A 14,861-nucleotide genomic window follows, 5' to 3' on the forward strand; every position below is an offset into this window, starting at 1 on the left:
GCCGCGTCCATTGTGCGGGTCGCCACTGACAACGGGGCCCCGGACCTCAGCGACGGCGGCGACCGCCCCGTCCCTCGCGCCCGTCGTCCTGCTCGTCGTCGTCACGCGGGCCCAGCAGTTCGTCCGCCAGGGTCGGGAGGTCGTCGAGCGGGGTCTCCTCCGCCCAGTCGGAACGGGGGCGGCGGCGCGGTGCACCCTCGGCATTGACCTGGGGCAGCTCGCGCGTGCGGTCACCGGCTCTCTCGGGCCTGGCCTCGGCCCGCTCGTCCCGGAAGAAGCCCGGCGGCACCCGGTTCGCGGGATCACCCGCACCGGCATCCGGGGCGGCACCCGCGCCCCCGTCGCGTACCGGAGGAAGCACCGCCGTCTCGTCGGCCGCGCCCGGCGCCACCGGCGGCAGCACGGTGGTCTCGTCCGCGGCCCCCGGAACCACCGGCGGGAGCACGGCCGTCCTCTCGGCCGCCTCCTCGGGCACGGGCGGCTTCGGCAGCTTGGCCGTCTCCTCCGAGTCGGAGCGGGAACCCTCGCGGCTCTCTCCGGAGCGCACGGGCCGCAGCACCGTCGTCTCGTCCACCGAGCCGCCCGAGGTGCTCGGGGGCGTCACGACCGGCGTGGGCACCGTCGTCTCGTTGTCGGCCACGGGACCCGCGGCCGCCGGCTCACCAGAACCCACCGGCGCCGAAGCGGAAGCGGGAGCCGACGTAGACGTAGGCGACGAAGCAGAAGCCGCAGTCGAAGGAGAAGCAGACGTCGAAGGAGAAGCAGACGTCGAAGCTGCCGTGGCCGCAGCCGCAGCCGCAGCCGCTGCCGCCGTCTCCGTCGCCGCCCGTCGCGCCTCCTCCGCCCGCAGCAACGCCTCCTCGGCCTTGCGCTGTTTCTCCAGGCGGCGCTCCTCGGCCTCGGCCCGCAGCCGTGCCTGCTCCTCGGCCAGCCTGCGCAGCCGGTCGTTCTCGGCGGCCTGGGCCTGCTCCTGGGCCAGCAGCCGCGCCCGCTCCTCCTCGGCCCGGCGGCGGGCCTCCTCGGCGCGCTGTCGGGCCTCCTCCGCCTGGCGCTCGGCCTCGCGCCGCTGCGCCTCCTCCAGCTCGCGCTGCTTGCGCTCCTCTTCCTCCGCACGCAGCCGGGCGAGCTGTTCCTGGCGCTCGCGCTCCAGTCGCTCCTCCTCGGCCTTGCGGGCGGCCTCTTCCTCGGCCTTGCGCCGGGCCTCCTCCTCGGCCGCCTTGCGTGCCTCCTCCTGGGCCTTCACCTCGGCCTCGGAGAGGGGCAGCATCACGTCGAGCCGGTGCCGGACGACGGTGGTGACCGCCTCGGGCTCCTGGGCGGCGTCGACGACCAGGTACCGGCCCGGGTCGGCGGCGGCCAGCGTCAGGAAACCGGACCGCACGCGCGTGTGGAACTCCACCGGCTCCGACTCCAGCCGGTCGGGCGCCTCCGTGAAGCGCTCGCGCGCCGCCTCCGGGGAGACGTCGAGGAGCACCGTCAGATGCGGCACCAGTCCGTTGGTCGCCCATCGGTTGATGCGGGCGATCTCGGTCGGGGACAGGTCCCGGCCGGCCCCCTGGTAGGCCACCGACGAGTCGATGTAGCGGTCGGAGATGACGACGGCACCCCGCTCCAGCGCGGGCCGCACCACCGTGTCGACGTGCTCGGCGCGGTCGGCGGCGTACAGCAGCGCCTCCGCGCGGTGCGACAGGCCCGCCGACGACACGTCCAGCAGGATCGACCGCAGCCGCTTGCCGACCGGCGTGGCGCCCGGCTCGCGGGTCACCACGACCTCGTGGCCCTTGGCGCGGATCCACTCCGCGAGCGCTTCCGCCTGCGTCGACTTCCCGGCCCCGTCGCCGCCCTCCAGGGCGATGAAGAACCCGTTCGCGGTGGAATTCTGCACCGGGTCGTCGCCGCCGCGCAGCGCGTCCAGCAGGTCGTGCCGCAGCGGCACTCCGGAGCGGTCGTCGACCTTGGCGAGCACCAGGGCGGCGACCGGCAGCAACAGGGCGCCCACCAGCATCAGGGTGAAGGCGGCGCCTCCGTGCGCGAACACGAACTTGCCGTTCTCGAGCCGGTGCGGGCCGATCGCCGCGGCCACCACGGGCGCCAGCAGGGCGCCGAGCGCCACGCAGACCCGTACGACCGCGTGCAGGTGTTCCGTCGTACGCGCCCGCCGGTACTCCTCGGTCTCCTGGTCGAGCAGTGCGTGCCCGGTGTTCGCGGCGACGCCCGCGCCGATGCCCGCGAGGCCGGCGATCAGCAGCTCCGTGGTGACGTCCGGGACCAGACCGGCGGCCAGCAGCGCGATCCCGGTGAAGGCGATCGCCAGCGAGAGCAGCCTGCGCCGCGACAGAGACGGCAGCACGGAGGGGGCTGTCCGGATGCCGATGACGACACCCCCGGTCAGCGCCAGCACCAGCAGGCCGTACGTGACCGGTCCGCCGCCCAGGTCCTTGGCCTGCAGCACGGAGACGGCGACAGCGGCGGCGATCGCCGCGGCGACGGCCGCGCAGGCGAGCACCAGGAGCGGGATCGCGCCGGTACGGCCGTTGTCGACGCCCGTGCCCGTCCTGGGGCGGCGCAGGCCCTCCAGGGGCGAGCGCGCACGCGGGGTGCGGGTGTCGGGCAGTTCGAGGGACGTGAGCACGGAGAGCGAGGCGGCGAACAGTCCGGCGGCGACGTACGAGGCGAGCGCCCCCTGGTGCTGGTCGAACCAGGCGATCCCGGCACCCAGCAGGTTGCTGACGAGTGACACCACGACGAGCGTGGCGGCCGCGATCGGCACCGCCACGAAGGCCGTACGCAGTGACAGGCGCCGCAGCGCGTCCAGGTGGTCCGGCAGCGGGCGCACGGTGGCGCCCTCCAGCGGCGGCGCGGGCAGCAGCGCGGGCGCCGCGCTCTCCCGGCACACCGTCCAGAAGCGCTCGGCGACGCCGGTCACGAAGGCGAGGACGAGAAGGGCGGCGAGTGCGTTGTCCGGGGTCCAGTCGATCCACAGGGGCGCGATGAGCATGAGCACGGCGCGCAGTCCGTCGGCTCCGACCATGGTCCAGCGCCGGTCGAGGGGCCCCTCCTGGGACGTCAGCGAGGTGAGCGGCCCGAGGAGTATGGCTCCGAAGAGCAGCGTGGCCAGGATGCGTGCCCCGAAGACGGCCGCCACGGCGAGGGCGACCCCGCGGTAGCCACCGCCGAAGGAACCCTCCGCGATCGCCGCCTGGAGGACGAGGATGACCAGCACGAGCAGGGCCAGGGCGTCACCGACACTGCCCACCAGGTGGGCGCTCCACAACCGTTTCAGCTGGGGTCGGCGCAGCAGCGCGCGGACGGCGCGCTCGCGGGAATCCGCGACCAGGGCGTCGTCGGGGGCCGGAGTGTGGGCCGTTGGCTGCTCGGCTCGCGTCATCCTGCAAGCCTATCCGGCCCCACTGACTGCCCGTAGGGGTGCCCGAACATGTGGACGCCCCCACACCGAAAGGTGTAGGGGCGTCCACATCTGCATCTGTCTGACAGAGGCCGCCACCTGGCAGGAACCGCGAGACCTGACGGAGGCCGCGAGACTGACGGAGGCCGCGAGCCCGGACCTCAGTTCTCCGAAGCCGCCGTCTTCTTGGCAACGGCCTTCTTGGCCGGAGCCTTCTTGGCAGCCGTCTTCGAAGTCGTCGTCTTCTTTGCGGCCGTCTTCTTGGCAGGGGCCTTCTTGGCCGGAGCCTTCTTGGCGGCCGCCTTCTTCGCGGTCTTCTTGGCGGGGGCCTTGGCGCGCTTCTCCGCCAGCAGCTCGTAGCCGCGCTCCGGAGTGATCTCTTCGACGCTGTCGGCGGAGCGCAGGGTCGCGTTGGTCTCGCCGTCGGTCACATACGGCCCGAAACGGCCGTCCTTGACCACGACGGGCTTCCCGCTGACCGGGTCCTCGCCCAGCTCCTTGAGCGGCGGCTTGGCGGCCGCGCGCCCGCGCTGCTTGGGCTGGGAGTAGATCTCCAGCGCCTCTTCGAGGGTGATGGTGAAGAGCTGGTCCTCGGACTGCAGGGAGCGCGAGTCCGTGCCCTTCTTCAGGTACGGCCCGTAGCGCCCGTTCTGCGCGGTGATCTCCACGCCCTCGGCGTCCTTGCCGACGACGCGCGGCAGGGACATCAGTTTGAGGGCGTCGCCGAGCGTCACCGTGTCGAGCGACATCGACTTGAAGAGTGAGGCGGTACGCGGCTTGACGGCGTTCTTGCCCGTCTTCGGGGTGCCCTCGGGGAGCACCTCGGTGACGTACGGGCCGTAGCGGCCGTCCCTGGCGATGATCTGGTGGCCCGACTCCGGGTCCGTACCGAGCTCGAAGTCGCCGCTCGGCTTGGCGAGCAGCTCCTCCGCGAGCTCGATGCTCAGCTCGTCCGGGGCCAGGTCCTCGGGCACGTCCGCGCGCTGGTGGTTCTCGGAGTCCTTCTCGCCGCGCTCGATGTACGGGCCGTAGCGGCCCACACGCAGCACGATGCCCTCGCCGACCGGGAAGGACGACACCTCACGGGCGTCGATGGCGCCCAGGTCGGTGACGAGCTCCTTGAGGCCGCCCAGGTGGTCCCCGTCGCCGTTGCCGGCCTCGGCGGCGCCCGTGGCGTCGCCCTCGCCGAAGTAGAACCGCTTGAGCCACGGCACGGCCTGCGCCTCGCCCCGCGCGATGCGGTCGAGGTCGTCCTCCATCTTGGCCGTGAAGTCGTAGTCGACGAGCCGCCCGAAGTGCTTCTCCAGGAGGTTGACCACGGCGAAGGACAGGAAGGACGGCACGAGTGCCGTGCCCTTCTTGAACACGTATCCGCGGTCGAGGATCGTGCCGATGATCGACGCGTACGTCGACGGGCGGCCGATCTCGCGCTCTTCGAGCTCCTTGACCAGCGACGCCTCGGTGTAGCGGGCCGGGGGCTTGGTGGCGTGCCCGTCGACCGTGATCTCCTCGGCGGACAGCGGGTCGCCCTCGTTGACCTGCGGGAGACGGCGCTCGCGGTCGTCGAGCTCGGCGTTCGGGTCGTCCGCGCCCTCGACGTACGCCTTCAGGAAGCCGTGGAAGGTGATCGTCTTGCCGGACGCGCTGAACTCGGCGTCGCGGCCGTCGGAGGCCGTGCCCGCGATCTTGACCGTGACGGAGTTGCCGACGGCGTCCTTCATCTGGGAGGCGACGGTCCGCTTCCAGATCAGCTCGTACAGCTTGAACTGGTCGCCGGTCAGGCCCGTCTCGGCCGGGGTGCGGAAACGATCACCCGAGGGACGGATCGCCTCGTGCGCCTCCTGCGCGTTCTTGACCTTCCCGGCGTACGTCCGCGGCTGGGCCGGCAGGTAGTCGGCGCCGTAGAGCTGCGTGACCTGGGCGCGGGCGGCGGAGATCGCCGTTTCCGAGAGGGTCGTGGAGTCCGTACGCATGTACGTGATGAAGCCGTTCTCGTACAGCTTCTGGGCCACCTGCATGGTGGCCTTCGCGCCGAAGCCGAGCTTGCGCGAGGCCTCCTGCTGGAGGGTCGTCGTGCGGAACGGCGCGTACGGCGAGCGGCGGTACGGCTTGGACTCGACCGAGCGGACCGCGAAGTTCGTGTCCTGGAGGGCGGCGGCGAGCGCACGGGCGTTCGTCTCGTCCAGGTGGAGCGTGTTCGCGCCCTTGATCTGGCCCAGCGAGTCGAAGTCGCGACCCTGGGCGATGCGCTTTCCGTCGACCGCGGCCAGCCGGGCGACCAGGTTGGACGGGTCGCTGGCGTCACCGGCGCGACCGGTGCCGAAGGTGCCGGTCAGGTCCCAGTACTCGGCGGAGCGGAAGGCGATGCGCTCGCGCTCCCGCTCGACGACGAGCCGGGTCGCCACGGACTGCACGCGGCCCGCCGACAGCCGCGGCATGACCTTCTTCCACAGAACCGGCGAGACCTCGTAGCCGTAGAGGCGGTCGAGGATGCGGCGGGTCTCCTGGGCGTCGACGAGCTTCTGGTTGAGCTCGCGCGGGTTGGCGACGGCGGCCTGGATCGCGGCCTTGGTGATCTCGTGGAAGACCATCCGCTTGACCGGGACCTTGGGCTTGAGCACTTCCTGGAGGTGCCACGCGATGGCCTCGCCCTCGCGGTCCTCATCGGTGGCGAGGTAGAGCTCGTCGGAGTCGCGCAGCAGGTCCTTGAGCTTCTTGACCTGGGCCTTCTTGTCGGCGTTGACCACATAGATGGGCTGGAAGTCGTGCTCGACGTCCACGCCGAGGCGGCGCACCTCGCCGGTGTACTCCTCCGGCACCTCCGCGGCGCCGTTGGGGAGGTCGCGGATGTGCCCGACGCTCGCTTCGACGACATAGCCGGGGCCGAGATAGCCCTTGATCGTCTTCGCCTTGGCAGGCGACTCGACGATGACGAGTCGGCGGCCGCCGTGTGCGGTGTCGCTGGTCGGGGACAACTTCGCTCTTCTCTCCGGTCGACGCAGGGGGTCTCCCCCAGGCCTTGGTCCCGGGGGTCGGGTCATGCTGACGCTGCGGAGTGTGACGGTACATCCCGCCCCCGTGTCAAACGGGAAAAGCCCGCAACGGCCACTCGAACGGTAACCCGACTACCGCCATTCCTGCCGCCCGGAGTGTCCAGCAGCCCTTTCGGGCCTATCCGGAGCGTGACCTCCCAGTTACCGGAGAGCCGCCTCTCACGCGCGCGTAAAACACCACATCCCGAGCGCCAGCGCACCAGCTCCGGCGACGCCTGCGAGCGTCGCCGATGCGACGCGGTTCACACCGACCGCGACGGGCTCGCCCTGCCGCACCCGCGCCGCGGTCCAGACCAGCAGTCCGCCTCCGAACAGGACGAACACCGTCCCCACGAAGATCGCCGGTCCGCTTTCCATTGATATGTCCTTCCACCCCGGAGCCCCAGGGTGGGGAGGCTGCCACCCCCCGGAAGCCGACGTACGAACCTGCGGTGAACGCGGGGGAGACGACGCCCCATGGACCGCTCAGACCGTGGCGGGATCGGGTATCCGCTCGCTCGTCCGCGTTCCGTCGGCCCGTCTCACGGTGCACAGGACTTTGTTGAATCCTTGATTCCACTCCTCCTCACTGGCCAGCCACCCGGAGACGGTGTGCTCGGTGTCGGACGCCCAACTCGACGCGAACTTGTTGGTACAGAGCTTGCCTCCCTGGGCGAGGGCCTTCTTGTAGTCCATGCCCGCCGCGGCCTGCGCGGTGCCGATCACCTGATCGGTGTGCGGCTCACCACAGTCCGCCAGGTGAGCATCGAAGCTCTTGCCCTTCTCCGCGTAGCTCCAGCAGTCCCCGACTCCCATCTGAGTGGGCCACAGATTCACCCCCGCGTCCCGGAACCGCCCCACTTCGCCGCCTATCGCGACATGGCGTCCGAGCACGAGACATGCCGTACCGCCCTTGGCCGCGTCGAACCCGTCCTTCGTCGGTGCGACGGCGTAGACACCCGCGTCGGGCAGGGCGTCGGCCGTCGCCGTGCTCTGGCTGGTGCAGCGCTGCGCGCCGTGGGCGAGGGCGTCGGCGTAGTCGTCGGCCGTGTCGACGGCCACGACCTGGCCGTCCGGCCAGTCCTTGGCGCAGTTCACGACGCCCAGGTTGACCGCCGACTTGAAGGCGGGTCCCGACCAGACCGCCTTCACGCAGTCACCGGCCTGCAACGGCTTGGTGAGGCCGACCTGTTCGCCGTACGGGAACGCCGGTCCCGTCGGTCCCGCCGACGGGCTCCCTGTGGGGCGCTTCTTCGCGGTCGCGTCCTTCCTGCCACCGTCGTCGCCGGTGAGTGAGACGGCGGCCCAGGTGCCGCCGACGACCACCAGAAAGACGCCCACGACGAGGGCGACGACGGGGACCAGGGGCCTCCTGCGGCGCGCCGGCGACAGGGGCGGACCGGCCGTGGACCGGGTGGGCGCACCGGTCCCGGCGTACGGATTCCACTCGTACGCGCCACTGGGAGTCGACGGACGCCAGGGGCCGTACGCAGGCGGGGTCCCGGAGGCCGGTCCGAACGGACCACCGGGGGCGGCCGGGCCGCCTGGTGGAGTGTGCGGGGTGTTGGGGTTGTGCGGGGCGTTGGGGTTGTGCGGGGTGTACGGAGTGTTCGGGGTGTACGGAGTGTTCGGGGTCGGGGGCGCGCCTGAGGTCTGTGGGACGCCGGGGGTTTGCGGGATGCCTGAGGTCTGCGGGACGCCGGGGGCTTGCGGAACGGCTGGAGCCTGCGGAGTGCCGGGAGCCTGCGGGACGCCTGGGATTTGCGGGACGGCTGGAACCTGCGGAGTGCCGGGAACCTGCGGGACTCCAGGGATTTGCGGGACGGCTGGAGCCTGCGGAGTGCCGGGAACCTGCGGGACTCCAGGGATTTGCGGGACGGCTGGAGCCTGCGGAGTGCCGGGAACCTGCGGGACGCCTGGGATTTGCGGGACGGCTGGAGCCTGCGGAGTGCCGGGAACCTGCGGGACTCCAGGGATCTGTGGAACCCCGGGTGTCTGCGGAACGCCGGGGAGTTGCGGGGTTCCCGGGGGCGAGCCCGTGACATGCCCGGGCGGTGCCCCGGCAAGGAACCCGGGCGGCGCTCCGGCGGCATACCCGGGTGACGGACCGGCGGCATACCCGGGTGACGGTCCCGCGGCAGACCCGGGCGACGGTCCCGCGACGTACCCCGGCGGTAGCCCCGCGGGATACCCCGGCGGGGGCCCGAACGCCCCGCCCGCCGCCGCCCGCTCCACCCGCTCGAGCCCCCGTGCGACCGCCTCCGACGACGACCGCCGCATGGGGTCCTTGACGAGCAGTCCGTGCAGCACGGAGGTCAGTTCACCCGCTCGGACGGGCGGGGTGGGTTCCTCGCCGAGCAGGGCCGTCAGAGTCGCGTACTGACCAGGCCGGTCGAAGGGGCCACGGCCCTCGACGGCGGCGTACAACGTGGCGCCGAGGGAGAAGAGGTCCGCGGCCGGGGTGGGCGGCTCGCCGCGGGCGCGCTCGGGGGCGAGATAGCCGGGCGTGCCGAGGATGCCGGCGGTGGCGGTGAGCCGGGGCTCGCGGGACTCGGGCTGGAGCGCGATCCCATAGTCGGTGAGCAGTACCCGCGCGTAGGGATCACCCGAAGAGTCGGGCGCCAGAAGGATATTGGCCGGTTTCACATCCCTGTGGAGGATCCCGATCCGGTGTCCGGCGGAGAGCGCGTCGAGGACGGCCAGCCCGATCCGGGCGGCCCGAGCGGGCGACAGCGGCCCCGACTGCCGTACGACCGCCTGCAGATCGACCGCGTCCGGCACGTACTCCATGACGATCCACGGCAGTCCCTCGTGCACCACCACGTCGTGCACGGTGACCACATGGGGATGCCCGCGCAGCCGCGCCGCATGCCGGGCCTCGCTGCGCGCCCGGGCCACGCGCTGCCCATGCTCCGCCGCGTCCATCGGCACGTCCGGCAGCGCGATCTCCTTCATGGAGACCTCGCAGGCCAACTCCGCGTCGTACGCGAGCCACACCCTCCCCATGCCGCCCGCGCCGAGCGTCCGCAGCAGCCGGTACCGGCCGCCGATGATCCTGCCCTCGCCCTGATCCGGCGTCTCCCCCGCCATGGCGCCTCCCCCGAGACAGCGCGCCTCCCCCGAGGACGCATGGAGCTTGTCTCTTGAAGGTAGCTTCGCACGCACCACTGACAGGAGCCCTTTTACCGACCAATCCTGATCAATATTGCGCAATCCCGTCAGAACAGGCACATGCGACTCAGCCCTTCACTCCGCGGGCTCGAGGAACCCCTGCTCCACCAGCAGCCGGATCTGCGCGGGCGTCCGGTCACGCAGCAACACCGGATCCTCGCCGACCAATTGGGCGATGGCGTCCAGAATCCGCCCGGCGCTCAGCGTGCCGTCGCACACACCCGCGAAGCCCGCGCCGACCGTGTCCACCTTGGTGGCCCGGCGCATCCCGCGGTGCTGGCGCAGCACCACGTGCTCCGGGTCCTCGGCACCGGGCAGCCCGACCTGCTCCTGGACGACCTCGGCCACGAGCCTGAAGTGCCCTGCGAGCAGGGCAGCGTCGTCGCTCGCCCGCAGGTAGTCGACGCGGTCGAAGTGCGCGCGCACGGTCTCGCCGAGCGGCTGCTCGATGGAGTGCGGCCACTCCTCGACCGTGATCGAGGGTTCGGCGGCCGCCGTTCTGCGCAGCGTGATCCATCCGAAGCCGACGGCCTTGACCTTGCGGGCCTCGAACTCGTCCAGCCAGGCGTCGTACCGCGCCTGGTACTCGGCGGGGTCGTCGCGGTGGTCGCCCGCGTCGCGCAGCCACAACTCCGCGTACTGCGTGACGTCCTGCACCTCGCGCTGCACGATCCAGGCGTCACAGCCGCGCGGCACCCAGGAGCGCAGCCGGTCCTGCCAGTCCTCGCCCTCCACGTGCTGCCAGTTGGCCAGGAACTGCGCATACCCCCCGTCGTTGAGCCGGTCCCCCGCCTGCTGAACGAGAGTGCGGCACAGATCGTCCCCGCCCATCCCGCCGTCGCGGTAGGTGAGCCGGGCGCCGGGCGAGATCACGAAGGGCGGGTTCGAGACGATCAGGTCGTACGTCTCGTCGTCCGCGATCGGTCCGAAGAGGGAGCCCTGTCGCAGATCGGCCGCCGGGGCACCGGAGAGCGCCAGGGTGAGCGCGGTGATGTGCAGGGCGCGCGGGTTGAGGTCGGTCGCGGTCACGCGCGTGGCGTGCTGCGCGGCGTGCAGGGCCTGGATCCCGGAGCCGGTACCGAGGTCGAGCGCTGCGGAGACGGGCGTACGGACGGTGATGCCGGCCAGGGTCGTGGACGCGCCGCCCACGCCCAGGACGACGCCCTCCTCGCGGCTGCCGATGCCGCCCGCGCCGCCGACGGCGCACCCCAGGTCGGACACGATGAACCAGTCCTCGCCGCCGGGCCCGCCGTACGGCCGGATGTCCACGGTCGCGGCGACCTCGTCCGCGCCCGCCCGGGTGAGCCAGCCGCTCTCCAGGCAGTCCCCCACCGGCAGCACGTCCGCCACGCGCGCGTGCGGCACGGGCTGCTGGAGCAGGAACAGCCGTACGAGCGTCTCCAGCGGTGTGTCTCCGCGGGTCGCCCGGAGCGCGGGCACGGTCTCGCTGCGCGCCAGCGCCGCGTACGCGGGGGCGCCGAGCAGATCGAGCAGGCCGTCGGCGGTGAACGAGGCGCCGAGCAGGGCGTCCCGCAGCCGAGCGGCGACGTCGACGCGGTCGGACGAGGGCAACGGTGACAGGCTGGTGTGACTCACGTACCCCATTGTGTCCGTTCCCGCCGAAAGGGACGTACACCTGTGGACAGAGCCCGTGCGAATGTGGACAAGCCCGCACGAGGAGTCCTGGGGCTTTGTACGGGGAACCCTGGGGGCGCTTGTGCCGGGAGCCATGGGCCATGCGTCGCCGAGAGCCGTGGGCTGTGCCGGGAGCCGTAGGGCACGCGCCACGGGCCCGGTACGCGCGCGTACCGGGCTCTTTCCGGGTGCCGGACCGAATCCCGCTCTACGGCCGCTCTGCGGTCGCTCTCAGGGCGCTCCTCGGCGGCTCAGCCCTGGGTGGTCGCCGGCGAGGCGGACGCGGAGGCGGACTTGCAGCTCACCTGCTTGGCCATCGCCTTGCCGACGTCGCCCGCTTCGAGCTGCCTCAGGGCGTCGGTCCCGGTCTTGCTGAGCTTCTCCAGCTGCTTGGCGACGCCGTCGAGACCGTCCGCGAACTTCGCCTGGTCCTTCGTGTTCAGCGCGTCTGACTGCTTCCCCAGATCGGCGTAGGAGGCGGAGAGGGCGTTGAGCTCCTTGACCGCGTTCTCCTGCTTGGTCTTGCCGCTGTCCACGTCCGGCGGGCCGGCCTTCTCGATGGCGGCCGCCATCGCCTTGTAGGCGTCGGAGATGTCCTGGAAGCCCTTGGAGTCGGCCTTCTGCACGTCCGCCGGTGCGCTCTGGTCCGTGGTCTCCTTCTGGATCGCGGTGTTGGCCGCCGCGATCTTCTGGACCTGCGGCTGCACCGCGTCACAGACCTGCTTGGCCCAGGGGTCCAGCTTGTCGTCCTTGCTGCTGCCACCGCTGCTGCATGCCGACAGCGCCAGCACCAGTACCGCACCGCCGGACAGTGCGGCCGTGAGCTTCTTGTTCACCGGATTGGTCCCTTCCGTGGCTCTCGGCCCCGGAACTTACACGCCGCATGGACGCCGCCCCTATGGCGAATTTCCGATTTAGTCTCTATTGCAGCCATTTGCTCCATACGAGAGAAGGCTCACGGCACAGGTCTGGACACACATGAACGACGGGCGGGCGGCACGTCGCTGCGTGCCGCCCGCCCGTGGGGACCTGCCCAAAGACCCGAACGCTACGAAACCACCGCGGCGTCGTGAGACTTGGACACTCGTTCCGCGTTGCCTTCGTCACCCACGGCGATCCCGCGCCGCTTGGAGATGTACACCGCGCCCACGATCACGAGGATCGAGAGCGCCGCGATCAGGATGCGCATACCGAGGTTCTTGTCATCGCCGTACGAGAACTTCACGACCGCGGGTGCGATCAGCAGCGCCACCAGGTTCATCACCTTGAGGAGCGGGTTGATCGCGGGGCCCGCGGTGTCCTTGAAGGGGTCGCCGACGGTGTCGCCGATCACCGTGGCGGCGTGGGCCTCGCTGCCCTTGCCGCCGTGGTGGCCGTCCTCGACGAGTTTCTTCGCGTTGTCCCACGCACCGCCGGAGTTGGCGAGGAAGACCGCCATCAGCGTGCCGGTGCCGATCGCGCCCGCCAGATACGAACCGAGCGCGCCGACGCCGAGCGTGAAGCCGATGGCGATGGGCGCCAGGACGGCGAGCAGACCCGGAGTGGCCAGCTCCCGCAGCGCGTCCTTGGTGCAGATGTCGACGACCCGTCCGTACTCCGGCTTCTCCGTGTAGTCCATGATCCCGGGGTGCTCGCGGAACTGCCGCCGCACCTCGTAGACCACGGCCCCCGCGGACCGGGACACCGCGTTGATCGCGAGGCCCGAGAACAGGAAGACGACCGCCGCGCCCGCGATCAGGCCCACGAGATTGTTGGGCTGCGAGATGTCCATCATCAGGTTCAGCGGCGCGCCAGAACCGGAGACCTTCTCGCCCACGTCGTTCGCGGCCGTGAGGATCGCGTCCCGGTACGAGCCGAAGAGCGCCGAGGCCGCGAGGACGGCCGTGGCGATGGCGATGCCCTTGGTGATGGCCTTGGTGGTGTTGCCCACGGCGTCCAGGTCGGTGAGCACCTGGGCGCCCGCGCCCGTGACGTCGCCGGACATCTCGGCGATGCCCTGCGCGTTGTCGGAGACCGGACCGAAGGTGTCCATGGCGACGATGACGCCGACCGTGGTGAGCAGGCCGGTTCCGGCCAGCGCCACCGCGAACAGCGCGAGGATGATCGACGTGCCGCCGAGCAGGAAGGCCCCGTAGACGCCGAGGCCGATCAGCAGGGCGGTGTAGACGGCCGATTCCAGACCGATGGAGATACCGGCCAGGACGACGGTGGCCGCGCCGGTGAGCGAGCTCTTGCCGATGTCCCGTACGGGACGACGGGTCGTCTCGGTGAAGTAGCCGGTCAGCTGCTGGATGAGCGCGGCCAGCACGATGCCGATGGCCACCGCGATGAGCGCCAGGATCCGCGGATCGCCGTCCTTCGCCTTGATCGCCGCGTCCGTGACGCCGTCGAGGTCGGCGTACTTCGACGGCAGGTAGACGAAGACGGCCACCGCCACCAGCACCAACGAGATCACCGCGGAGATGAAGAAGCCGCGGTTGATCGCGGACATGCCGCTGCGGTCGGAGCGTCGGGGTGCCACCGCGAAGATGCCGACCATCGCGGTGAGAACGCCGATCGCGGGCACGATCAGCGGGAAGGCGAGCCCGGAGTCGCCGAACGCCGCCTTGCCGAGGATCAGCGCGGCGACGAGCGTGACGGCATACGACTCGAAGAGGTCCGCGGCCATGCCGGCGCAGTCGCCGACGTTGTCGCCCACGTTGTCGGCGATGGTCGCGGCATTGCGCGGATCGTCCTCCGGAATGCCCTGCTCGACCTTGCCGACCAGGTCGGCGCCGACGTCGGCGGCCTTGGTGAAGATGCCGCCGCCGACACGCATGAACATGGCGATCAGCGCCGCGCCGAGACCGAAGCCCTCCAGGACCTTCGGCGCGTCGGCCGCGTACACCAGCACCACACAGGAGGCGCCCAGCAGACCGAGCCCCACCGTGAACATGCCGACGACGCCGCCGGTACGGAAAGCGATCTTCATGGCTTTGTGCGAGACGGCGGTGAGATCCTTTTCGGGTTCGCCCTTGGCGGGAGTCGCTTCCCTTGCCGCGGCGGCCACACGGACGTTGCTTCGTACGGCGAGCCACATACCGGTATAACCGGTGGTCGCCGAGAACACCGCGCCGATCAAGAAGAAGATCGATCGTCCGGCGCGCTGATTCCAGTCGTCCGCGGGCAGCAGCATGAGCAGGAAGAACACCACGACGGCGAATACACCGAGCGTGCGCATCTGCCGCCCCAGGTAGGCGTTCGCGCCTTCCTGGACCGCCGCCGCGATCTTCTTCATGCTGTCGGTGCCCTCGCCGGCCGCGAGCACTTGCCGTACCAGCACCCCGGCGACCGCTAGGGCCGCCAGGGCCACGGCACCGATGACCATCACGATCAAGCGATTGTCATTGGTCAGTACTGCGGCTGCGAAGGTTGTGGGATGGTCAAACTGATGAGGGGTAGAAAGCCCCGCCATTCGTCCTCCTTGACGCTTGGGCTGAGCTCAAGATGTGGACGGATTGTAGGTACCGGAACCTGATCAAAACAGTGCCCGGTAAACGGAATTCGCCTTCACATGCCCATCAGCAAATGATCGACGGGCCTCCATGGAACCCAAAAGAAGTAATGCCCCAAAAGCG

The 14,861-nt window shown here is 70.9% G+C and carries 7 protein-coding genes; all 7 read right to left on the reverse strand.

Annotated elements, in window-relative coordinates:
* Window positions 1-46: 46 nt before the first annotated feature.
* Entirely contained in the window at window positions 47-3,388 is a 3,342-nt protein-coding gene (tmk, locus tag ACZ69M_RS13585; RefSeq protein WP_470049532.1) for a dTMP kinase, read from the reverse strand.
* Window positions 3,389-3,567: 179 nt separating this feature from the next.
* The gene (topA, locus tag ACZ69M_RS13590) at window positions 3,568-6,381 is read right to left on the reverse strand and encodes a type I DNA topoisomerase (protein ID WP_470049534.1); all 2,814 of its coding nucleotides are present in this window, start codon (window positions 6,379-6,381) and stop codon (window positions 3,568-3,570) included.
* A 237-nt stretch (window positions 6,382-6,618) separates the two neighbouring features.
* On the reverse strand, window positions 6,619-6,816 hold the full coding sequence (locus ACZ69M_RS13595; protein WP_470049536.1) for a hypothetical protein: 198 nt from the start codon (window positions 6,814-6,816) through the stop codon (window positions 6,619-6,621).
* A gap of 108 nt (window positions 6,817-6,924) precedes the next feature.
* The gene (locus ACZ69M_RS13600) at window positions 6,925-9,528 is read right to left on the reverse strand and encodes a serine/threonine-protein kinase (RefSeq protein WP_470049538.1); all 2,604 of its coding nucleotides are present in this window, start codon (window positions 9,526-9,528) and stop codon (window positions 6,925-6,927) included.
* A gap of 156 nt (window positions 9,529-9,684) precedes the next feature.
* Entirely contained in the window at window positions 9,685-11,205 is a 1,521-nt protein-coding gene (locus ACZ69M_RS13605) for a DUF7059 domain-containing protein (protein WP_470049540.1), read from the reverse strand.
* 290 nt (window positions 11,206-11,495) lie between these two features.
* Window positions 11,496-12,080 (reverse strand): small secreted protein, encoded by a 585-nt coding sequence (locus ACZ69M_RS13610; RefSeq protein ID WP_470049542.1) that lies wholly within the window; start codon window positions 12,078-12,080, stop codon window positions 11,496-11,498.
* 212 nt (window positions 12,081-12,292) lie between these two features.
* The gene (locus tag ACZ69M_RS13615) at window positions 12,293-14,698 is read right to left on the reverse strand and encodes a sodium-translocating pyrophosphatase (protein WP_470049544.1); all 2,406 of its coding nucleotides are present in this window, start codon (window positions 14,696-14,698) and stop codon (window positions 12,293-12,295) included.
* Between the last annotated feature and the right edge of the window lie 163 nt (window positions 14,699-14,861).

The organism is Streptomyces sp. NPDC107454, from assembly GCF_055582885.1.

What these genes read in the sequence shown, in the direction of transcription:
- tmk (WP_470049532.1), bottom strand. Translation starts at nt 3,388, where the DNA reads ATGACGCGAGCCGAGCAGCCAACGGCCCACACTCCGGCCCCCGACGAC.
- ACZ69M_RS13595 (WP_470049536.1), bottom strand. Translation starts at nt 6,816, where the DNA reads ATGGAAAGCGGACCGGCGATCTTCGTGGGGACGGTGTTCGTCCTGTTC.
- ACZ69M_RS13600 (WP_470049538.1), bottom strand. Translation starts at nt 9,528, where the DNA reads ATGGCGGGGGAGACGCCGGATCAGGGCGAGGGCAGGATCATCGGCGGC.
- ACZ69M_RS13615 (WP_470049544.1), bottom strand. Translation starts at nt 14,698, where the DNA reads ATGGCGGGGCTTTCTACCCCTCATCAGTTTGACCATCCCACAACCTTC.